The 17666-nt window shown below is 71.6% G+C and carries 12 protein-coding genes; 6 read left to right on the plus strand and 6 right to left on the minus strand.

From position 1 onward, the window contains the following. Window positions 1-6: 6 nt before the first annotated feature. The 3 genes from H7344_RS10255 to H7344_RS10265 form a co-directional block, all read right to left on the minus strand. Window positions 7-960, minus strand: a complete 954-nt coding sequence (locus H7344_RS10255; RefSeq protein ID WP_186345949.1) for an electron transfer flavoprotein subunit alpha/FixB family protein — start codon at window positions 958-960, stop codon at window positions 7-9. 19 nt (window positions 961-979) lie between these two features. After that, the gene (locus H7344_RS10260) at window positions 980-1756 is read right to left on the minus strand and encodes an electron transfer flavoprotein subunit beta/FixA family protein (RefSeq protein ID WP_229707133.1); all 777 of its coding nucleotides are present in this window, start codon (window positions 1754-1756) and stop codon (window positions 980-982) included. Between the two features lie 145 nt (window positions 1757-1901). Then, entirely contained in the window at window positions 1902-2228 is a 327-nt protein-coding gene (locus H7344_RS10265) for a hypothetical protein (protein ID WP_186345951.1), read from the minus strand. A gap of 92 nt (window positions 2229-2320) precedes the next feature. Here H7344_RS10265 and glgX point away from each other — a divergent pair, with 92 nt between their 5' ends. After that, window positions 2321-4474, plus strand: a complete 2154-nt coding sequence (gene glgX, locus H7344_RS10270; RefSeq protein ID WP_186345952.1) for a glycogen debranching protein GlgX — start codon at window positions 2321-2323, stop codon at window positions 4472-4474. Between the two features lie 18 nt (window positions 4475-4492). Here glgX and glgP read toward each other — a convergent pair whose 3' ends face one another. Beyond that, complete coding sequence (gene glgP, locus H7344_RS10275) at window positions 4493-7069, minus strand: alpha-glucan family phosphorylase (RefSeq protein ID WP_186345953.1); 2577 nt, start codon at window positions 7067-7069, stop codon at window positions 4493-4495. 170 nt (window positions 7070-7239) lie between these two features. Between glgP and H7344_RS10280 the strand changes: the two genes are divergently transcribed. The 5 genes from H7344_RS10280 to H7344_RS10300 are packed head-to-tail and all read left to right on the plus strand — an operon-like array spanning window position 7240 to window position 15598. Next, complete coding sequence (locus H7344_RS10280; RefSeq protein ID WP_186345954.1) at window positions 7240-9228, plus strand: alpha-1,4-glucan--maltose-1-phosphate maltosyltransferase; 1989 nt, start codon at window positions 7240-7242, stop codon at window positions 9226-9228. Then, the gene (treS, locus tag H7344_RS10285; protein ID WP_444544114.1) at window positions 9225-11036 is read left to right on the plus strand and encodes a maltose alpha-D-glucosyltransferase; all 1812 of its coding nucleotides are present in this window, start codon (window positions 9225-9227) and stop codon (window positions 11034-11036) included. The genes H7344_RS10280 and treS overlap by 4 nt, the downstream gene beginning before the upstream one ends. Further along, window positions 11033-12478, plus strand: coding sequence for a maltokinase N-terminal cap-like domain-containing protein (locus H7344_RS10290; protein ID WP_229707134.1), 1446 nt, complete (start codon window positions 11033-11035; stop codon window positions 12476-12478). Before treS ends, H7344_RS10290 begins: the two co-directional genes overlap by 4 nt. Next, complete coding sequence (glgB, locus tag H7344_RS10295) at window positions 12475-14787, plus strand: 1,4-alpha-glucan branching protein GlgB (protein ID WP_186345955.1); 2313 nt, start codon at window positions 12475-12477, stop codon at window positions 14785-14787. The genes H7344_RS10290 and glgB overlap by 4 nt, the downstream gene beginning before the upstream one ends. Window positions 14788-14839: 52 nt before the next feature. Further along, entirely contained in the window at window positions 14840-15598 is a 759-nt protein-coding gene (locus H7344_RS10300) for an NUDIX hydrolase (protein ID WP_186345956.1), read from the plus strand. A 39-nt stretch (window positions 15599-15637) separates the two neighbouring features. Here H7344_RS10300 and H7344_RS10305 read toward each other — a convergent pair whose 3' ends face one another. Together H7344_RS10305 and H7344_RS10310 are read right to left on the minus strand one after the other, a co-directional pair. Beyond that, window positions 15638-16543, minus strand: a complete 906-nt coding sequence (locus tag H7344_RS10305; protein ID WP_186345957.1) for a glycerophosphodiester phosphodiesterase — start codon at window positions 16541-16543, stop codon at window positions 15638-15640. 136 nt (window positions 16544-16679) lie between these two features. Next, window positions 16680-17666, minus strand: a complete 987-nt coding sequence (locus H7344_RS10310) for a co-chaperone YbbN (RefSeq protein WP_186345958.1) — start codon at window positions 17664-17666, stop codon at window positions 16680-16682.

Consider the following 17666-nt stretch of genomic DNA (forward strand, 5'->3'; position numbering starts at 1 on the left):
CGGAGCTCAGCCCTTGCGCTTGTTGATCTCCTCGGTCGCGGCCGGGAGGACCGAGTGCAGGTCGCCCACGACGCCGAAGTCGACGAGCTCGAAGATCGGCGCCTCCTCGTCCTTGTTGACCGCCACGATCGTCTTCGAGGTCTGCATGCCGGCGCGGTGCTGGATCGCACCGGAGATGCCGTTGGCGACGTAGAGCTGCGGGGAGACGACCTTGCCGGTCTGGCCGACCTGGAAGGTGTGCGGCATCCAGCCGGAGTCGACCGCGGCACGCGAGGCACCGACCGCCGCGCCGAGTGCGTCGGCGAGGCCCTCGACGGGCTCGAAGTTGCCGCCGGTGCCACGACCACCGGAGACCACGATCGCGGCCTCGGTGAGCTCGGGGCGACCCGACGCCTTGCGCGGCTGCTGGGCCACGATCTGCGCCTTCTTGGCCGCGTCGGAGATCGTCGCGGCGAACTCCTCGACGGTGCCGGCGGCGCCGACCTCCTCGACCGGGGCGGAGTTGGGCTTGACCGTGATGAGCGGGACACCCTTGGTGACCTTGCCCTTGACGGTGTAGTTGCCGGCGAACGCGGCCTGGGTGACGACGCCACCCTCCTCGACGTCGACGGCGTCGGTGATGATCCCCGAGCCGGTCTTGATCGCGAGACGGGCCGCGACCTCCTTGCCCTCGTAGCCGGAGACGAACAGCACCGCGGCCGGGGAGGTCTTCTCCACCAGCTGGGCCAGCGCCTCGGCCTTGGGGGCGACCAGGTAGCCCTTGATCTCGGTGTCGTCCACGACGTACACCTTCTCGGCGCCGAGCTGGCCGAGCTTGGTCGCGGCCTCGGCGCCCTTGTCGGAGGAGCCGAAGAAGACCGCGGAGGCCTCGCCCAGGCGGCGGGCCAGGGTGAGCAGCTCGAAGGTCGGCTTGCGGATCGCGCCGTCGACGTGGTCGACGACGACCAGGACTTCAGACATCTCTACTACTCCTCGGTCCTCAGATGAACTTCTTCGACACGAGGAACTCGGTCAGCGCCGTGGCGCCCGAGCCGTCCTCGTCCTTGACGATCTCGCCGGCGGTGCGCGGCGGGCGGGCCGTGGTCTCGGTGACCTCGGTCCACGCCACGGACAGGCCGACCTCGCCCGCGTCGACGCCGATGTCGGACAGCGACCAGGTCTCCAGCGGCTTCTTCTTCGCCGCCATGATCCCCTTGAACGACGGGTAGCGAGCCTCGCCGGTCTGGTCGGTGACCGACATGACCAACGGCATCGTCGCGCCGATGACCTCGGTCGCGGTGTCGGAGTCACGCTTGATCCGCACCTGGTCGCCCTGGGTCTCCACCACCGAGGCGAAGGTCACCTGGGGCAGGTCGAGGCGCTCGGCGAGCATCGCCGGCACGACCGAGCCCGAGGCGTCGGTCGAGGCCATGCCGCACATGACCAGGTCGACCTTGTTCTCGGAACCAGCCTTCTCGATCGCCTTGGCCAGCACCAGCGACGTCGCGACGTAGTCGGAGCCCGCGATCGCCTCGTCGGTGACGAGGATGCCCTGGTCGGCGCCCATCTGCAGCGCCTTCCGGACAGCGTCGACAGCCTTCTCCGGACCCACGCACAGCGCGGTCACGGTCGTGCCCTCGTTCTTCTCCTTCAGCTGCAAGGCCTGCTCAACGGCGTACTCGTCGAGCTCCGACAGGAGCCCGTCGACGCCGACTCGGTCCACGGTGTTGTCCGACTCGAACTGCCGGTCGGCAGTGGAGTCGGGCACGTACTTCACACAGACAACAATGTTCATGGTGTCGGCCGGGACGGCCCCTCCTGTGCACTCGGATGTGCTCGTGAGGCTACCGCCGGGTCAACAAGCAGGAAACAGAGGCCGGCGGTGGACTACCTCACAGGCCCCAGCCCTGGTGCGCAGGCCCTCAGGGGCGTACGACGCGCTCGACGACCCGGCCCACCACGAGCCACGCCACCGCGCCGAGGCCCCAGTTGAACAGCGCGTTCTTCGTGTCGGCGTTGCCGCCCTCGAACTGCTTGATGCCGTTGTCGCGCGAGAAGATGCCGAGGTCGACGGCGTCGGCGACGTCCAGGACGAACGTCACCAGCCCGTTGTCGCGGTTGGCGTCCAGCGCGATGCACAGCGCACCGACCGCGAGGAAGATCGCGGCCAGCGCGAACAGCGTCCACAGCACCGTCGCCACCTGTGCCCGTGCTCGCGCCCCGCCGGTGAGGCCCTTCATCCGTGCCATGCCGCTCGCTCCTGAGGTGTCGGTCGCCGGCCGATGCCGCTTCCGGGGGGCATTGTGCCCCGGCGCCGAAGGGGGTCAGGGACAATGAGCCGGTGAGCCCGAGGATCTGGAGGAGCGAAGGCGAGCGTGCCGCCGTCTGGCCGGGCCGTTCGTGGCCGTTGGGCGCGACCTGGTCGGAGGAGTCCACGAACTTCGCCGTGCACGCGCCGCGCGCGTCCGCGGCCTGGTTGTGCCTGCTCGACGACGAGGGCGGCGAGACGCGGCACCGGCTGACCGAGCAGACCCTCGGCATCTGGCACGGCGCCATCCCCGGCGTCGTTCCCGGCACCCGCTACGGCTACCGCATCGAGGGGCCCTGGGACCCGGGCGCCGGCCTCCGGTTCAACCCGAACAAGCTGCTGCTGGACCCCTTCGCCCGGGCGGTCTCCGGCTCGCTGACGGTCGACCCGGCGATCTTCGGCTACGCCTTCGGCGACCCGACGGAGATGAGCCAGAGCGACTCCGCGGCGTACGTCCCGACCGGCGTGGTCGTCCACGACGAGTTCGACTGGGGCGGCGACCAGCCGATGCGCCGGCGCTGGCGCGACACCGTGATCTACGAGCTCCACGTCAAGGGCATGACCGCCCTGCACGACCGCGTCCCCGAGCACCTGCGCGGGACGTACGCCGGCCTCGCGACGCCCGCGGTCGTCGACTACCTCAAGGACCTCGGCGTGACCGCGGTCGAGCTGCTGCCGGTGCACCAGTTCGTCCCCGAGCCGTCGCTGGCCGAGCGCGGGCTGACGAACTACTGGGGCTACAACACCCTCAACTACTTCGCCCCGCACAACGCCTACGCCGCCTCCGGCGACCGCGGCCAGCAGGTCACCGAGTTCAAGGCGATGGTCAAGGCCTTCCACGAGGCCGGGCTCGAGGTCATCCTCGACGTCGTCTACAACCACACCGCCGAGGCCGGCGCGCTCGGACCGACGCTGTCCTTCCGCGGCTTCGACGACTCGATCTACTACCGCGTCGCCGGCAGCGACGTGCCCGGCGAGCCCGCGCCCGACACCTACTGGGACGTCACCGGCTGCGGCAACACCGTCGACGCCGCGCAGCCGTTCGCGCTGCGGATGATCCTCGACTCGCTGCGCTACTGGGTCACCGAGATGCACGTCGACGGCTTCCGCTTCGACCTGATGTCCGCGCTGACCCGGGTCGACCGACGCGTCGACATGGGCTCGCACCTGCTCACCGCCATCGGCCAGGACCCGGTCCTGCGGCACGTCAAGCTCATCGCCGAGCCGTGGGACGCATCGATGGACGGCTACCGCGTCGGGGAGTTCCCGCCGCCGTGGGTGGAGTGGAACGACCAGTACCGCGACGAGATCCGCGACTTCTGGCGCAACCACTCCCCTGGTATCCGGCAGGTCGCCACCCGCCTCGCCGGCTCCAGCGACCTGTACGCCGACGACGGCCGGTCGCCGTACAACTCGATCAACTTCATCACCGCCCACGACGGCTTCACGCTGCGCGACCTGGTGACCTACGAGCACAAGCACAACGAGGCCAACGGCGAGCAGAACCGCGACGGCACCGACAACAACCGCTCCTGGAACCACGGCGTCGAGGGCGAGACCGACGACCCGGCACTGATCGCGGTACGCCGCCGGCAGGCCGCCAACATGATGGCGACGCTCTGCCTCTCCAACGGCGTCCCGATGATCACCGCCGGCGACGAGCGGGGGCGCACCCAGCGGGGCAACAACAACGCCTACTGCCAGGACAACGAGACCTCCTGGATCGACTGGCGCCCCGACGACGCGTGGCTCGACGTCTACGAGGTCACGAAGATGGCGCTGCGGCTCCGCCGGGAGCACCCCGCGCTGCGGCAGCGCCACTGGTTCGAGGGGCGCCCGACGATCCTCGGCGGCCCGAAGGACCTGGCCTGGCTGCACCCGTCGGGCCGCGAGATGGAGCCCGACGACTGGCACGACCCCGACCTGCGCACCATCGGGATGTTCGTCTCCGGCGCCCCGCTGCGCTCCCCCGGCCCGCGCGGGGAGCAGCAGGTCGACAAGTCCTTCATGCTCTGGTTCAACGCGACCTGGGTGCCCCAGCCCATCGAGCTGCCGGAGAACGACTGGGTGCACGAGGGCGTCGTCGTCCTCTCCACCGACGCCAAGCTCCCCGTCGGCACCGAGGTCAAGGCCGGCGACCGCCTCGACCTCGGCCGCCGCACCGTGGTCGTCTTCCGCCAGTCCTGAGCCGCCCGCCCGGCGGGCTCAGCTCGGGAGGGCGACCACGCCGAGCTCGGCGGGCGAGACCAGCGCGGGGTGGCGCGGGACGACGCGGACGGTGTAGCCGAAGGCGCCGGACTGGTCGAGGGTGACGTCGCCGTCGAAGCGGTGGCGGCCGCCCTCGTAGCTCTCGACGACCGACAGCTCGGTGATCGAGGTGTCGCGCAGCTCGTCCTCGCTGGTGGTGCGGCCGTGGACCAGCTGCACCGCGACGTCGTCAGCGGACAGCTCGCCGAGCGCGACGAACGCACGCACCGACATCACGGCGCCGACCTCCGGGACGTCGCCGACGCCGGTGCTCTCAACGTGCTCGACGCGCACGCCCGGCCAGCCGCCGCGGACCCGCCGCTTCCAACCGGCCAGCTCGGCGGCGCCGGCGTAGTCGTCGTTCAGCCGCCGGGCGTTGACCGCGGCGGGGACGTAGAGCTGCTTGGTGTAGTCGCGGACCATCCGGGTGGCGAGCACCTTCGGGCCGAGCGACTTCAGCGTGTGCCGCAGCATCTCCAGCCACCGGGTCGGCACGCCCTCCTCGTCGACGTCGTAGAAGCGCGGCGCGACCTCGTTCTCGATCAGGTCGTAGAGCGCGGCTGCCTCGAGGTCGTCGCGCTTGTCGGTGTCCTCGACGCCGTCGGCGGACGGGATCGCCCAGCCGTTCTCGCCGTCGTACCACTCGTCCCACCAGCCGTCGAGGATCGAGAGGTTCAGGCCGCCGTTGAGCGCGGCCTTCATGCCCGAGGTGCCGCACGCCTCGTAGGGGCGCAGCGGGTTGTTGAGCCACACGTCGCAGCCGGGGTAGAGCGGCTGCGCCATCGCGATGTCGTAGTTGGGCAGGTAGGCGATGCGGTGGCGCACCTCGGGGTCGTCGGCGAGCTGGACGATCGCCTGGATCAGCTTCTTGCCGCCGTCGTCGGCCGGGTGCGCCTTGCCGGCCATCACCAGCTGGACGGGCCGGTCGGGGTCGGTCAGCAGCCGCTTGAGCCGGGCGGGGTCGCGCAGCAGCAGCGTGAGGCGCTTGTACGACGCGGCGCGGCGCGCGAAGCCGATCGTGAGGACGTCGGGGTCGAGCGCACCGTCGATCCAGCCGAGCTCGGCGCGGGCGTGGCCGCGCTTGAGGTAGGAGCGCTCCATCCGGCGGCGGGCGTCGGCGACGAGCCGCTCGCGCAGCCGGCGCTTGACGTCCCAGATCCGGCGACCGGGGATCTTGTCGGCGGCGGCCCAGAAGCTGTCGAGGTCATCGGGGTCGGCGCCGACCTCACCGGCGAGCTCGAAGACCTCGCGGGCGACCCACGTCGGCGCGTGCACGCCGTTGGTGATCGACCCGATCGGCACCTCGGACTCGTCGAAGGCCGGCCACAGCCCGTTGAACATCTCGCGGCTGACGTGGCCGTGCAGCTGCGAGACGCCGTTGGCGCGCTGGGCCAGGCGGAAGCCCATGACGGCCATGTTGAAGACCGAGCCGTCGCCGCCCTCGTAGTCCTCGGCACCGAGCGCGAGGACCCGGTCGACGGGGACGCCGGGGACCGCGCCGGCGTCGGAGAGGTACTGCTCGACGAGCGTGCGCGGGAAGCGGTCGATGCCGGCGGGCACCGGGGTGTGGGTCGTGAAGACCGTGGAGGCCCGGCCGACCTCGAGCGCGGTGTCGAAGTCGAGGCGCGGGCCGGCCTCGTCGACGGTCAGCTCGCGGATCCGCTCCAGGCCGAGGAAGCCGGCGTGGCCCTCGTTGGTGTGGAAGACGTCGGGGCTCGGGTGGCCGGTGATCCGGGAGTAGGCCCGCAGCGCGCGGACGCCGCCGATGCCGAGGAGCAGCTCCTGGCGCAGCCGGTGCTCGGAGTTGCCGCCGTACAACCGGTCGGTGACGCCGACGTGGTGCTCGGGGTTCTCCTCGACGTCGGTGTCGAGCATCAGCAGCGGCACGCGACCGACGCTGGCGACCCAGATCCGGGCGATGAGGTCCGGGCCGTCCGGCATCGAGATCGCGATGGCGGCGCGCGACCCGTCGGCCTCGCGCAGCAGCGAGATCGGCAGCTCGTCGGGGTCGAGCACGGGGTACTTCTCCTGCTGCCAGCCCTCGCGGGAGAGCGACTGCTTGAAGTAGCCGTGCTTGTAGAGCAGGCCGACGCCGACGATCGGAACGCCGAGGTCGCTGGCCGCCTTGAGGTGGTCGCCGGCGAGGATGCCCAGGCCGCCGGAGTACTGCGGCAGCACCGCGGTGATGCCGAACTCGGGCGAGAAGTAGGCGATCGAGGACGGGCCGTCGGCGGGGCCGCGCTGCTGGTACCAGCGGTCCTCGGTCAGGTAGGCCTGCAGGTCGGCGCGGGCCGCGGCCAGCGCGGCGAGGAAGTCCTCGTCGCGGGCGAGCTCGTCGAGGCGGGCCCGGCCCACGGAGCCCAGCAGCTTGACCGGGTCCCGTCCGGTGGTCTGCCACAGCACCGGGTCGACGCGCTCGAAGACGTCCTGCGTCTCCGGGTGCCAGGACCAGCGCAGGTTGCCGGCGAGCTCGCCCAGGGCGGTCAGCTCGGCGGGGAGGACGGGACGGACGGTGAATCGACGGATGGCGCGCACGTGACCGACGCTAGCGAGATTCTTTGAACGTTCCAACCGTTTCGTCCCGATCCGTTCGGGCCGCGCCGTCGTGGGTACTTGCCCCCTAGCCAGAACCCCGCGCGGCACCGCCCGCACCCCGCGTCGGCACGACTTGCGTGCCCGTCGCGGCCCGCCACTAGGTTGGAGAGATGGTCGGACGCATCCCCGTCATGAACGTCATGCCCGTGGTCGACCTCGGTCGGCAGCCGGCGAAGGCGACCGTCGCCGAGCCGCTGCCGGTCCGCGCCACGGTCTTCCGGGAGGGGCACGACCGGCTCGGCGCCGAGGTCGTGCTCACGGACCCGTCCGGCGCCCGCCGGCCGCCGGTGCGGATGACCAAGCACGCCGAGGTCCCCGACCGGTACGACGCGTGGGTCACGCCCGACGTCGGCGGCTCGTGGACCTTCGAGATCCAGGCCTGGTCCGACCCGGTCGCGACCTGGCAGCACGCCGCGGGGCTGAAGATCCCCGCCGGCGTCGACGTCGACCTGATGTTCCTCGAGGGCCGGCTGCTGCTCGAGCGCGTCCGCGGCGACCTGGACGGCTCCGACACCGCCGCCCGGTCGGTGGTGGACGGCGCGATCGAGGCGTGCTCCGACACCGAGCGGCCCGCGGCCGCCCGGCTGGCGGTGCTCCAGTCCCCCGAGCTCGAGGCGATCCTGCTCGCGCACCCGCTGCGCGAGCTCGTGACGGTCGAGGGCCCCTACCCGCTCTGGGCCGACCGCGAGCGGGCGCTCTACGGCAGCTGGTACGAGTTCTTCCCGCGCTCCGAGGGGGCGACGCAGGACCCGGCCACCGGCACGGTCACGAGCGGCACGTTCCGCACCGCGGCCCAGCGGCTCGACGCCGTGGCCGCGATGGGCTTCGACGTCATCTACCTTCCCCCGATCCACCCGATCGGCGAGGTCAACCGCAAGGGCCCGAACAACACCCTCACCCCCGGCCCGGACGACCCCGGCTCGCCGTGGGCGATCGGCTCGCGCCACGGCGGCCACGACGCGGTCCACCCCGACCTCGGCACGATCGAGGACTTCGACGCGTTCGTGGCCCGCGCCCGCGAGCTCGGCCTCGAGGTCGCGCTCGACCTGGCGCTGCAGGCCGCGCCGGACCACCCGTGGGTCACCGAGCACCCGGAGTTCTTCACCACCCGCGCCGACGGCTCGATCGCGTTCGCGGAGAACCCGCCGAAGAAGTACCAGGACATCTACCCCATCAACTTCGACAACGACCCGACCGGCATCTGCCGCGAGGTGCTCCGCGTCGTCAAGCACTGGATGGCGCACGGGGTACGGATCTTCCGCGTCGACAACCCCCACACCAAGCCGGTGGCCTTCTGGGAGTGGCTGCTGAAGGAGATCCGGCGCACCGACCCCGACGTGCTGTTCCTCTCCGAGGCGTTCACCCGCCCGGCGATGATGCGCGGCCTCGGCGCGGTCGGCTTCCACCAGAGCTACACCTACTTCACCTGGCGCACCGCCAAGTGGGAGATCGAGGAGTACCTCCGGGAGCTGGCGACCGAGTCCGACCACGTCATGCGGCCGAACTTCTTCGTCAACACCCCCGACATCCTCCACGCCTACCTGCAGTACGGCGGACCGGCGGCGTTCAAGATCCGCGCCGCGCTCGCCGCGACCGGGTCGCCGAGCTGGGGCGTGTACGCCGGCTACGAGCTCTACGAGCACGTGGCGGTCAAGCCCGGGAGCGAGGAGTACCTCGACTCCGAGAAGTACCAGGTCCGGATCCGCGACTGGGACGGCGCCGAGCGCGAGGGCCGGACGCTGGCGCCGTACCTCACCCGGCTCAACGAGGTCCGCCGGCAGCACAAGGCCCTCCAGCTGCTGCGCAACGTGGTCATCCACTCCAGCGACGACGAGAACGTGCTCGTCTTCAGCAAGCACCACATCCATGCGGACGGCACGCACGACGACGTGGTCGTGGTGGTCAACCTCGACCCCCACGCCACCCGCGAGACGATGGTCCACCTCGACCTGCCCGCGATGGGGATGGAGCAGGGCGAGTCGTTCGGCGTCCACGACGAGATCACCGGTGCCGACTGGAGCTGGTCGCAGCACAACTACGTCCGGCTCGACCCCTACCACGAGCCCGCGCACGTCCTGACCGTGAGGAGGACCCGGTGACCCAGGCCCCGACGAGCCCGCCGGAGCAGCACGACCCGTCCCAGCCCGAGCCCGGCCCCGAGCCCGGGCAGCACCTGAGCCCGATGGGCCAAGCGCCGGAGGGCGACCCGTTCCCCGACGACACCGCGCGCCAGCCCGACTGGTTCAAGACCGCGGTGTTCTACGAGGTGCTGGTCCGCTCCTTCCGCGACTCCAACGGGGACGGCACCGGCGACTTCCGGGGCCTGATCGAGAAGCTCGACTACCTCGAGTGGCTCGGCGTCGACTGCCTGTGGATCCCGCCGTTCTTCACCTCGCCGCTGCGCGACGGCGGCTACGACGTCGCGGACTACACCAACATCCTCCCGGAGATCGGGACCGTGGAGGACTTCCACGAGTTCCTCGACGAGGCGCACAAGCGCGGCATCCGCGTGATCATCGACTTCGTCATGAACCACACCAGCGACCAGCACCCGTGGTTCCAGGCCAGCCGGGAGGACCCCGACGGCCCGTACGGCGACTTCTACGTCTGGTCCGACTCCGACGAGCTCTACCAGGAGGCGAGGATCATCTTCGTCGACACCGAGCCGTCGAACTGGACGTGGGACCCGGTGCGCCAGCAGTACTACTGGCACCGGTTCTTCTCCCACCAGCCGGACCTCAACTTCGACAACCCGAAGGTCCACGACGCGATCCTCGAGGCGATCGCCTTCTGGTTCGAGATGGGCCTCGACGGCTTCCGCCTCGACGCCGTGCCGTACCTCTACGAGCGGCCCGGCACCAACGGGGAGAACCTCCCCGAGACCCACGACTTCCTCAAGAAGGTGCGGCGGTACGTCGACGAGCACTTCCCCGGGAAGGTGCTGCTCGCGGAGGCCAACCAGTGGCCCGCGGACGTCGTCGACTACTTCGGCGACTTCGAGTCCGGTGGCGACGAGTGCCACATGTGCTTCCACTTCCCGGTGATGCCGCGCATCTTCATGGCGGTCCGCCGCGAGTCGCGCTTCCCGATCTCGGAGATCCTCGAGCAGACGCCGCCGATCCCCCACGGCTGCCAGTGGGGCATCTTCCTGCGCAACCACGACGAGCTCACGCTCGAGATGGTCACGGACGAGGACCGCGACTACATGTGGAACGAGTACGCCAAGGACCCGCGGATGAAGGCCAACATCGGCATCCGTCGCCGCCTGGCGCCGCTGCTCGACAACGACATCAACCAGATCGAGCTGTTCACCGCGCTGCTCCTCTCGCTCCCCGGCTCGCCGGTCCTCTACTACGGCGACGAGATCGGCATGGGCGACAACATCTGGCTCGGTGACCGCGACGGCGTGCGCACGCCGATGCAGTGGACCCCGGACCGCAACGCGGGCTTCTCCTCGGCGACCCCCGGCAAGCTGCACCTGCCGGCGATCCAGGACCCGGTCTACGGCTACCAGGCGGTCAACGTCGAGGCGCAGATGGAGAACACCTCCTCGCTGCTGCACTGGACCCGCCGGATGATCCACGCCCGCCGCCACCACCCGGCGTTCGGCCTGGGCTCCTTCACCGACCTGGGCGGGTCGAACCCCTCGGTGCTGTCCTACGTCCGCGAGCACGCGCAGGACGGCGAGGACGACATCATCCTGTGCGTCAACAACCTCTCCCGCTTCCCGCAGCCGGTCGAGCTGGACCTTCGCCGGTTCGAGGGGATGGTGCCGGTCGAGCTGCTCGGCGGGGTGCCGTTCCCGGCGATCGGCGAGCTTCCGTACCTGCTGACGATGAGCGGCTACGGCTTCTACTGGTTCCGCCTGACCAGGCCGGACCACGCCGAGGAGGGACAGCTGCTGTGAGCGAGAACCCGCTGGACCGGCTCTCCACCGACCACCTCGATCGGCAGGTCTTCGTCGAGTACCTCGAGAAGACCCGCTGGTTCGGTGGCAAGGGGCGCCCCTTCGAGGTCACCGGCGTGCGCCGGATCGGCCAGGTGCCCGGCTGCGTCGACGCCGGGCCCGCGGTGGTCGACCACCTCGTCGAGCTGACCTACGGCGACGCGGAGGGCGGCACCGAGGCGTACCAGGTGCCGCTGGCGTTCTACGCCGAGGCGGAGGGCCGGCTCGACCACGCCTTCGTCGGCTGGTGGGAGGAGCCGGGGATCGGCTGGGTGCACGCCTACGACGCGCTGCACGACCGCGAGGCGATGGCCTGCTGGCTGCGCTCGTTCGTGGCGGCCGCGGACGACCCCGTCTCCGGACCGACCGGGCTGACCTTCCACCGGCTGCCCGGGCACGACCTGGACCCCGACGTCACCGCCTCGCTGTTCTCCGGCGAGCAGTCGAACTCCTCGGTCAAGTTCGGCGAGGACTCGATCATGAAGCTCTTCCGCAAGGTCACGCCGGGCGCGAACCCGGACGTGACCGTGCACCGGGCGCTGACCGCCGCCGGCTCCACCGACGTCGCCGCGCTCTACGGCTGGATGTCGTGGACCGACGAGGGCGGCGAGGAGTACCACCTCGCGATGCTCCAGCAGTTCCTGCGCACCGCCACCGACGGCTGGGACCTCGCGCTGACCAGCGTCCGCGACCTGTACGCCGAGGGCGACCTGCACGCCCACGAGGTGGGCGGCGACTTCGCCGGGGAGTCCGAGCGCCTCGGGCTGACGCTGCGCGAGGTGCACGCGCTGCTGCGCGAGCACTTCCCCACCGAGCGGCGCGGCCCGGAGGCCGCCCGGGCGCTGGCCGCCGGCATGCGCGCCCGGCTGGACGCAGCGCTCGAGGTCGTGCCCGAGCTGGCCCAGCACGCCGACGCGCTGCGGGCGACGTACGACCGGCTCGCGGCGCTCGACGGCGTCGACGTCCAGCAGGTACACGGCGACCTGCACCTCGGGCAGACCCTGCGCACCGCCAAGGGCTGGAAGATCGTCGACTTCGAGGGCGAGCCGGCCAAGCCGCTGGTCGAGCGGCTCGAGCCGGACAGCCCCTGGCGCGACGTCGCCGGCATGCTGCGCTCCTTCGACTACGCCCCGCGCGTGGTCGAGAAGCAGAGCGTCGACCTCGCCGACGACGACGCCGAGGCCGCCGCGCAGCTCGCCTACCGGGCCGACGAGTGGGCCCACCGCAACCGCAACCACTTCCTGGCGGCCTACGCCGGGGGCGAGCCGTCGGAGGACGCGAAGGTCCTCCTGGCGGCGTACGTCGCCGACAAGGCCGTCTACGAGACCGTCTACGAGACCCGCAACCGGCCGGGCTGGGTGTCCATCCCGCTCGAGGCCGTCGCACGGATCGGAGCCGCATGACCACGCCCAGCACTCCCGGCAGCACTCCCAGCAGCACCCCTGCCGGCAGCACCCCTGCCGGCACGCCCTCCCCCGCGACCGTGAAGCCGGTCGACCGCGAGGAGCTCGACCTGCTACTCGCGGGCGGGCACGGCGACCCGCACAGCGTGCTCGGCGCCCACCCGCACAAGGGCGGCGTGACCGTCCGCGTGCTCAAGCCGCTGGCCTCGAGCGTCACCGTCGTGGGCGCGTGGGGCGAGACCCGCCTCGAGCACGAGTACGAAGGCTTCTGGGCCGGCGTGCTGCCGGTCTCCGAGGTGCCCGACTACCGCGTCCGCGTGACGTACGACGGCGACCCGGTCGACGTCGACGACCCGTACCGCTTCCTGCCGACCCTCGGCGAGGTCGACCTCCACCTCATCAACGAGGGCCGCCACGAGCAGCTGTGGACCGTGCTCGGCGCGCACGTCCACCACTACGCCGGCGAGATCTCCGGGACCTCCTTCGCGGTCTGGGCGCCGTCCGCCCGCGGCGTGCGGCTCAAGGGCTCCTTCAACTCCTGGGACGGCCGGGAGCACCCCATGCGCCAGCTCGGCAGCTCGGGCGTCTGGGAGCTGTTCGTGCCCGGCCTCGGCACCGGCACGGCGTACAAGTACGCGATCCTCGGCCAGGACGGCGAGTGGCGCGAGAAGGCCGACCCGCTGGCCGCGTGGGCCGAGCAGCCGCCGGCGACCTCCTCGCTGGTCTACGAGTCGACCCACGAGTGGGGCGACGACGCCTGGATGGCCGAGCGGCCCTCAAAGCAGCCGGTCGCCGAGGCGATGTCGGTCTACGAGATGCACCTCGCGTCGTGGAAGAAGCACCCCGACGGCCGCTTCTGGTCGTGGGCCGAGCTGGCCGAGGAGCTGCCGGCGTACCTCGCCGACCTCGGCTTCACCCACGTCGAGCTGATGCCGGTCATGCAGCACCCGTTCGGCGGCTCGTGGGGCTACCACGTCACGTCGTACTTCGCGCCGGACTCGCGCTTCGGTGACCCCGACGGCTTCAAGCTGCTCGTCGACAAGCTGCACCAGGCCGGCATCGGCGTGATCCTGGACTGGGTGCCCGGCCACTTCGCGACCGACGAGTGGGCGCTGGCGCGCTTCGACGGCACGCCGCTCTACGAGGACCCCAACCCCCAGCGCGGCTGGCACAAGGAGTGGGGCTCCCACATCTTCAACTTCGGCCGCCACGAGGTGCGCAACTTCCTCTACGCCAACGCGGTCTACTGGCTCGAGGAGTTCCACGCCGACGGCCTGCGCGTCGACGGCGTCGCCTCGATGCTCTACCTCGACTACTCCCGCGAGGAGGGCGAGTGGACGCCGAACAAGCACGGCGGCCGAGAGAACCTCGAGGCGGTGCAGTTCCTCCAGGAGATGAACGCGACCGTCTACAAGCGCGTCCCCGGCATCGTCACCATCGCCGAGGAGTCCACCTCCTGGCCCGGCGTCACCCGGCCGACCTCCGCCGACGGCCTCGGCTTCGGCTTCAAGTGGAACATGGGCTGGATGCACGACTCGCTGGGGTACGTCGCGCACGAGCCGGTCCACCGCGCCTACCACCACGGCGAGATGACCTTCTCCCTCGTCTACGCGTGGTCGGAGAACTACGTGCTGCCGATCAGCCACGACGAGGTCGTGCACGGCAAGGGCTCGCTGCTGCGCAAGATGCCCGGCGACCGCTGGCAGCAGCTGGCGAACCTGCGCGCCTACCTCGGCTTCATGTGGGCCCACCCGGGCAAGCAGCTGCTGTTCATGGGTGCCGAGCTCGGCCAGGAGTCGGAGTGGGCGGAGTCCCGCGAGCTCGACTGGTGGCTGCTCGACCACCCCGAGCACCGCGGCGTGCACTCGCTGGTCCGCGACCTCAACCGCGTCTACACCGGCTCCCCCGCGCTGTGGGCGGCCGACCACGACCCGGCCGGCTTCCAGTGGATCGACGCCAACGACGCCGGTCGCAACACCTTCTCGTTCGTGCGCCGGGTGCCCGACGCCCCCGAGGTCGCCGGCGCGGCCGGTGCCGCCGGTGTCGCGGGCTCCGGGAGCACCGACGTGTCGGAGCTGGTGTGCGTGGCGAACTTCTCCGCCGTGCCGCACGAGGGCTACCGGCTCGCGCTGCCCGCCGAGGGGGTGTGGGAGGAGGTGCTCAACACCGACGCCGAGACCTACACCGGCTCCGGCGTCGGCAACCTCGGCGCGATCACCGCGGTGGCCGGCGAGCACCAGGGACTGCCCGCGCACGCCGACATCGTGGTGCCGCCTCTCGCCACCGTCTGGTTCCGCCGGAAGGCGTGACCGCGGCAAGGACCCGCGCAGCCGGTCACCGGCGGCCCCCTAGGGTGATCCCGTGACCGACCAGCCGCCCAGCGTGACCACCGTCGCCGAGGGTGTCGCGCGGATCTCCTGGTGCGCCGGCGAGCCCGTCGACGTCGTACGCCGCGAGGTGGCCGAGGCCCTCACCACCCACGCTCGCGTCGAGGCGCTGGTCGACCCCTCCGACGAGGTCGGCCAGCGCACCGCGACCTGGTCCGGGATGCGCCGCGAGGGGATCATGCGCGGGGTGACCGTCGCCGGCGCGCCGGTCGACCGGATCGTCTACGCCCGGCTCGCCACCGACGTGCCCACCTCCGAGCCGGAGGGGTTCCGCGCGCTGCTGAACTCCTTCCTCCCCCGCAAGCGGGCGATCGGTCAGATGCTGCTGCGCGACCACGACGACCGCGTGCTGCTCTGCCAGCTCACCTACAAGCAGGACTGGGACCTCCCCGGCGGCGTCGTCGAGGTGAACGAGTCGCCGCGCGTGGCCGTCGGCCGCGAGGTCGAGGAGGAGCTCGGGCTGAGCATCGAGCCCGGCCGGCTGCTGCTGACCGACTGGCTACCGCCGTGGTCGGGCTGGGACGACGCGCTGTGCCTGGTCTTCGACGGCGGCGTCCACGACGCCTCGATCACCGACCGGATCGTCAAGCAGGCCCGCGAGATCCGCTCCGCGGAGTTCCACACCCTCGACGAGGCCGACCGGCTCTGCGCGGACTTCACCGCCCGCCGCCTGCGCGCCGCGGTCGCCAACCTCGCCGGCGGGCCGGCGTACACCGAGTCCGGCCGCGGCTGACCGCGGGGCCCCAGGGACCCCGCGGTCGGTTTCTCACGCTCAGGCTGCGGCGGCCGCTCCTCGCCGCTCGGCGAGCACGTCCTCCAGCACGTCCGGGTAGTTGGTGATGACGCCGTCGACGCCACGGTCGAGGACGGCATGCATGTCGGCGGGCGCGTTCACGGTGTAGGTGTGCACCTCCATGCCGAGCTCCTGCACGCGGTCGACGTAGGCCGCGTCGAAGGTGCGGAAGCTCGGGTTGATCTGGTCCGCCCACGCCGAGAGCTCCGCGAGGCGGGACTCGTCGGGCCGGCCGAGCAGACCGACCGGCACCGAGGGCTGGGCCTCGTGGTAGCGCGCCATCGACTGCCAGTCGAAGCTCTGCACGACCAGGCGCTCGGCACGGACCGCGGACCGGACGTACCCCGGGTAGGAGGCGAAGGCATCGGCCACCTGCTGCTCGATCCCCGGGTAGAGCGCCGGCGCCTTGAGCTCCATCAGGATGCCCGCGCGGCTGGGACGCACGAGCTCGACCATCTGCGCCAGGGTGGGCACCGGCTCCCCCGCGAACTCCTCGGAGAACCACGAGCCGGCGTCGAGCTGACGGATCTCGGCGTAGGTGAAGTCACCGACGCGCCAGGGCGCCCGGTCGGGGAAGACCTCCTCGACGTCGGTGGTGCGCCGCAGCGTGGTGTCGTGGACGAGCACCAGGACGCCGTCCCGCGTGCGCTGGACGTCGGCCTCGATCAGGTCGGAGTGCTGCTGGATTCCCAGCCGGAAGGCGGCCAGGGTGTTCTCCGGCGCGTGGCCCATCGCGCCGCGGTGGGCGGTGTTGACCACCGCCACGTGCTCGGGCTGGCCCGCGGCCGACGCCGCCGCCGATGCCGGCGCTGGGACGAGGGCTACCGCTCCGGCGCCGACGACGGCGCTCGCGAGGAGGGCGGACAGGTGGGTGGGGATGCGCATGGGGTCTCCCGAGAAAGGACGTGTCGAACAGGTCGAGACGGACGCTGTCGGCCCGGGTCGACGTGGCGACGACATCGGGGTGACCGGGAGGGGACGCCGGGCGGAACGCATCTCCCCGCTGCGATCCCCCGGGCCCTCAGAACAGCGCGGAGGCGAGCGCCTGCCGGCCCCGGATGACGCGGGGGTCGTCGTTGCCGACGGCGGCGAAGAGGCCGAGGAGGTGCTCGCGGGCGGCGTTCCGCTCGTCGCCGGAGGAACGGCGGACCAGCTCGACGAGGCGGGCGAAGGCGTCCTCGACGTGGCCGCCGAGCAGGTCGAGGTCGGCGACCATCGTCTGCGCCTCGACGTCGTCGGGGTTGGCGGCGCCGGCGGCGCGGGCCTCGTTGAGGTCGACGCCCTGGGTCCGCTGCAGCACCTTGGCCATGGCGAGCCCGGCGGCGGCCTCGGCGTCGGCGGGGTTGGCGTCGACGAGCTTCTGGTACTCCGCGACCGCGCGGTCGATGTCGCCCTCGCCGAGCGCGTCCTGGGCGGCGGCGTACCGCGGGTCGACCTGCGGCTCGTCGCCCTCACCGGCCGGGGCGGTGGCCTGCAGCGGCTGGTGCCGACCGGTCATCCCCTGCGCGGTCAGCTGCTGCATGACCTGGTTGAGCGCGGTGCGCAGCTCGTCGATCGGCAGCGCGTCCTGCAGCAGCGGCGCGGGCCGGCCGTCGAGCACGGCCACGACGAGCGGGATCGACGGGATCTGCATCGCCTGGGCGATCTGCGGGGCGGCGTCGATGTCGACGAGGCCGGCGAGGAAGCGGCCCTCGTACTCCGCGGACACGGTTGCCAGGTCGTCGGCCAGCTGGCCGCTCTCCGGCATCCGGGTGCGGCTGTAGAACACCAGCAGCACCGGCGCGGTCATCGAGGCCTCGATGACGGTCTGGAAGTTCTGCTCCGTCACGTCCACGGCGTACGACGACCCGCCGGCCGCTCCGGCAGGGGCGCCGGCGGGCGCGCCGCCGGCGGGGGCACCGCCGGGGCCGGCCGCACCCGGGCGGGCCGGCGGCGGGGCGGACGGGGCGGGTCGCTTCAGCGCCGAGAGGTCGATGGCACCGGGGCGCGAGAACGGCTGCTGCGTCAT

The organism is Nocardioides deserti, assembly GCF_014266025.1.
GTDB lineage: Bacteria > Actinomycetota > Actinomycetes > Propionibacteriales > Nocardioidaceae > Nocardioides > Nocardioides deserti.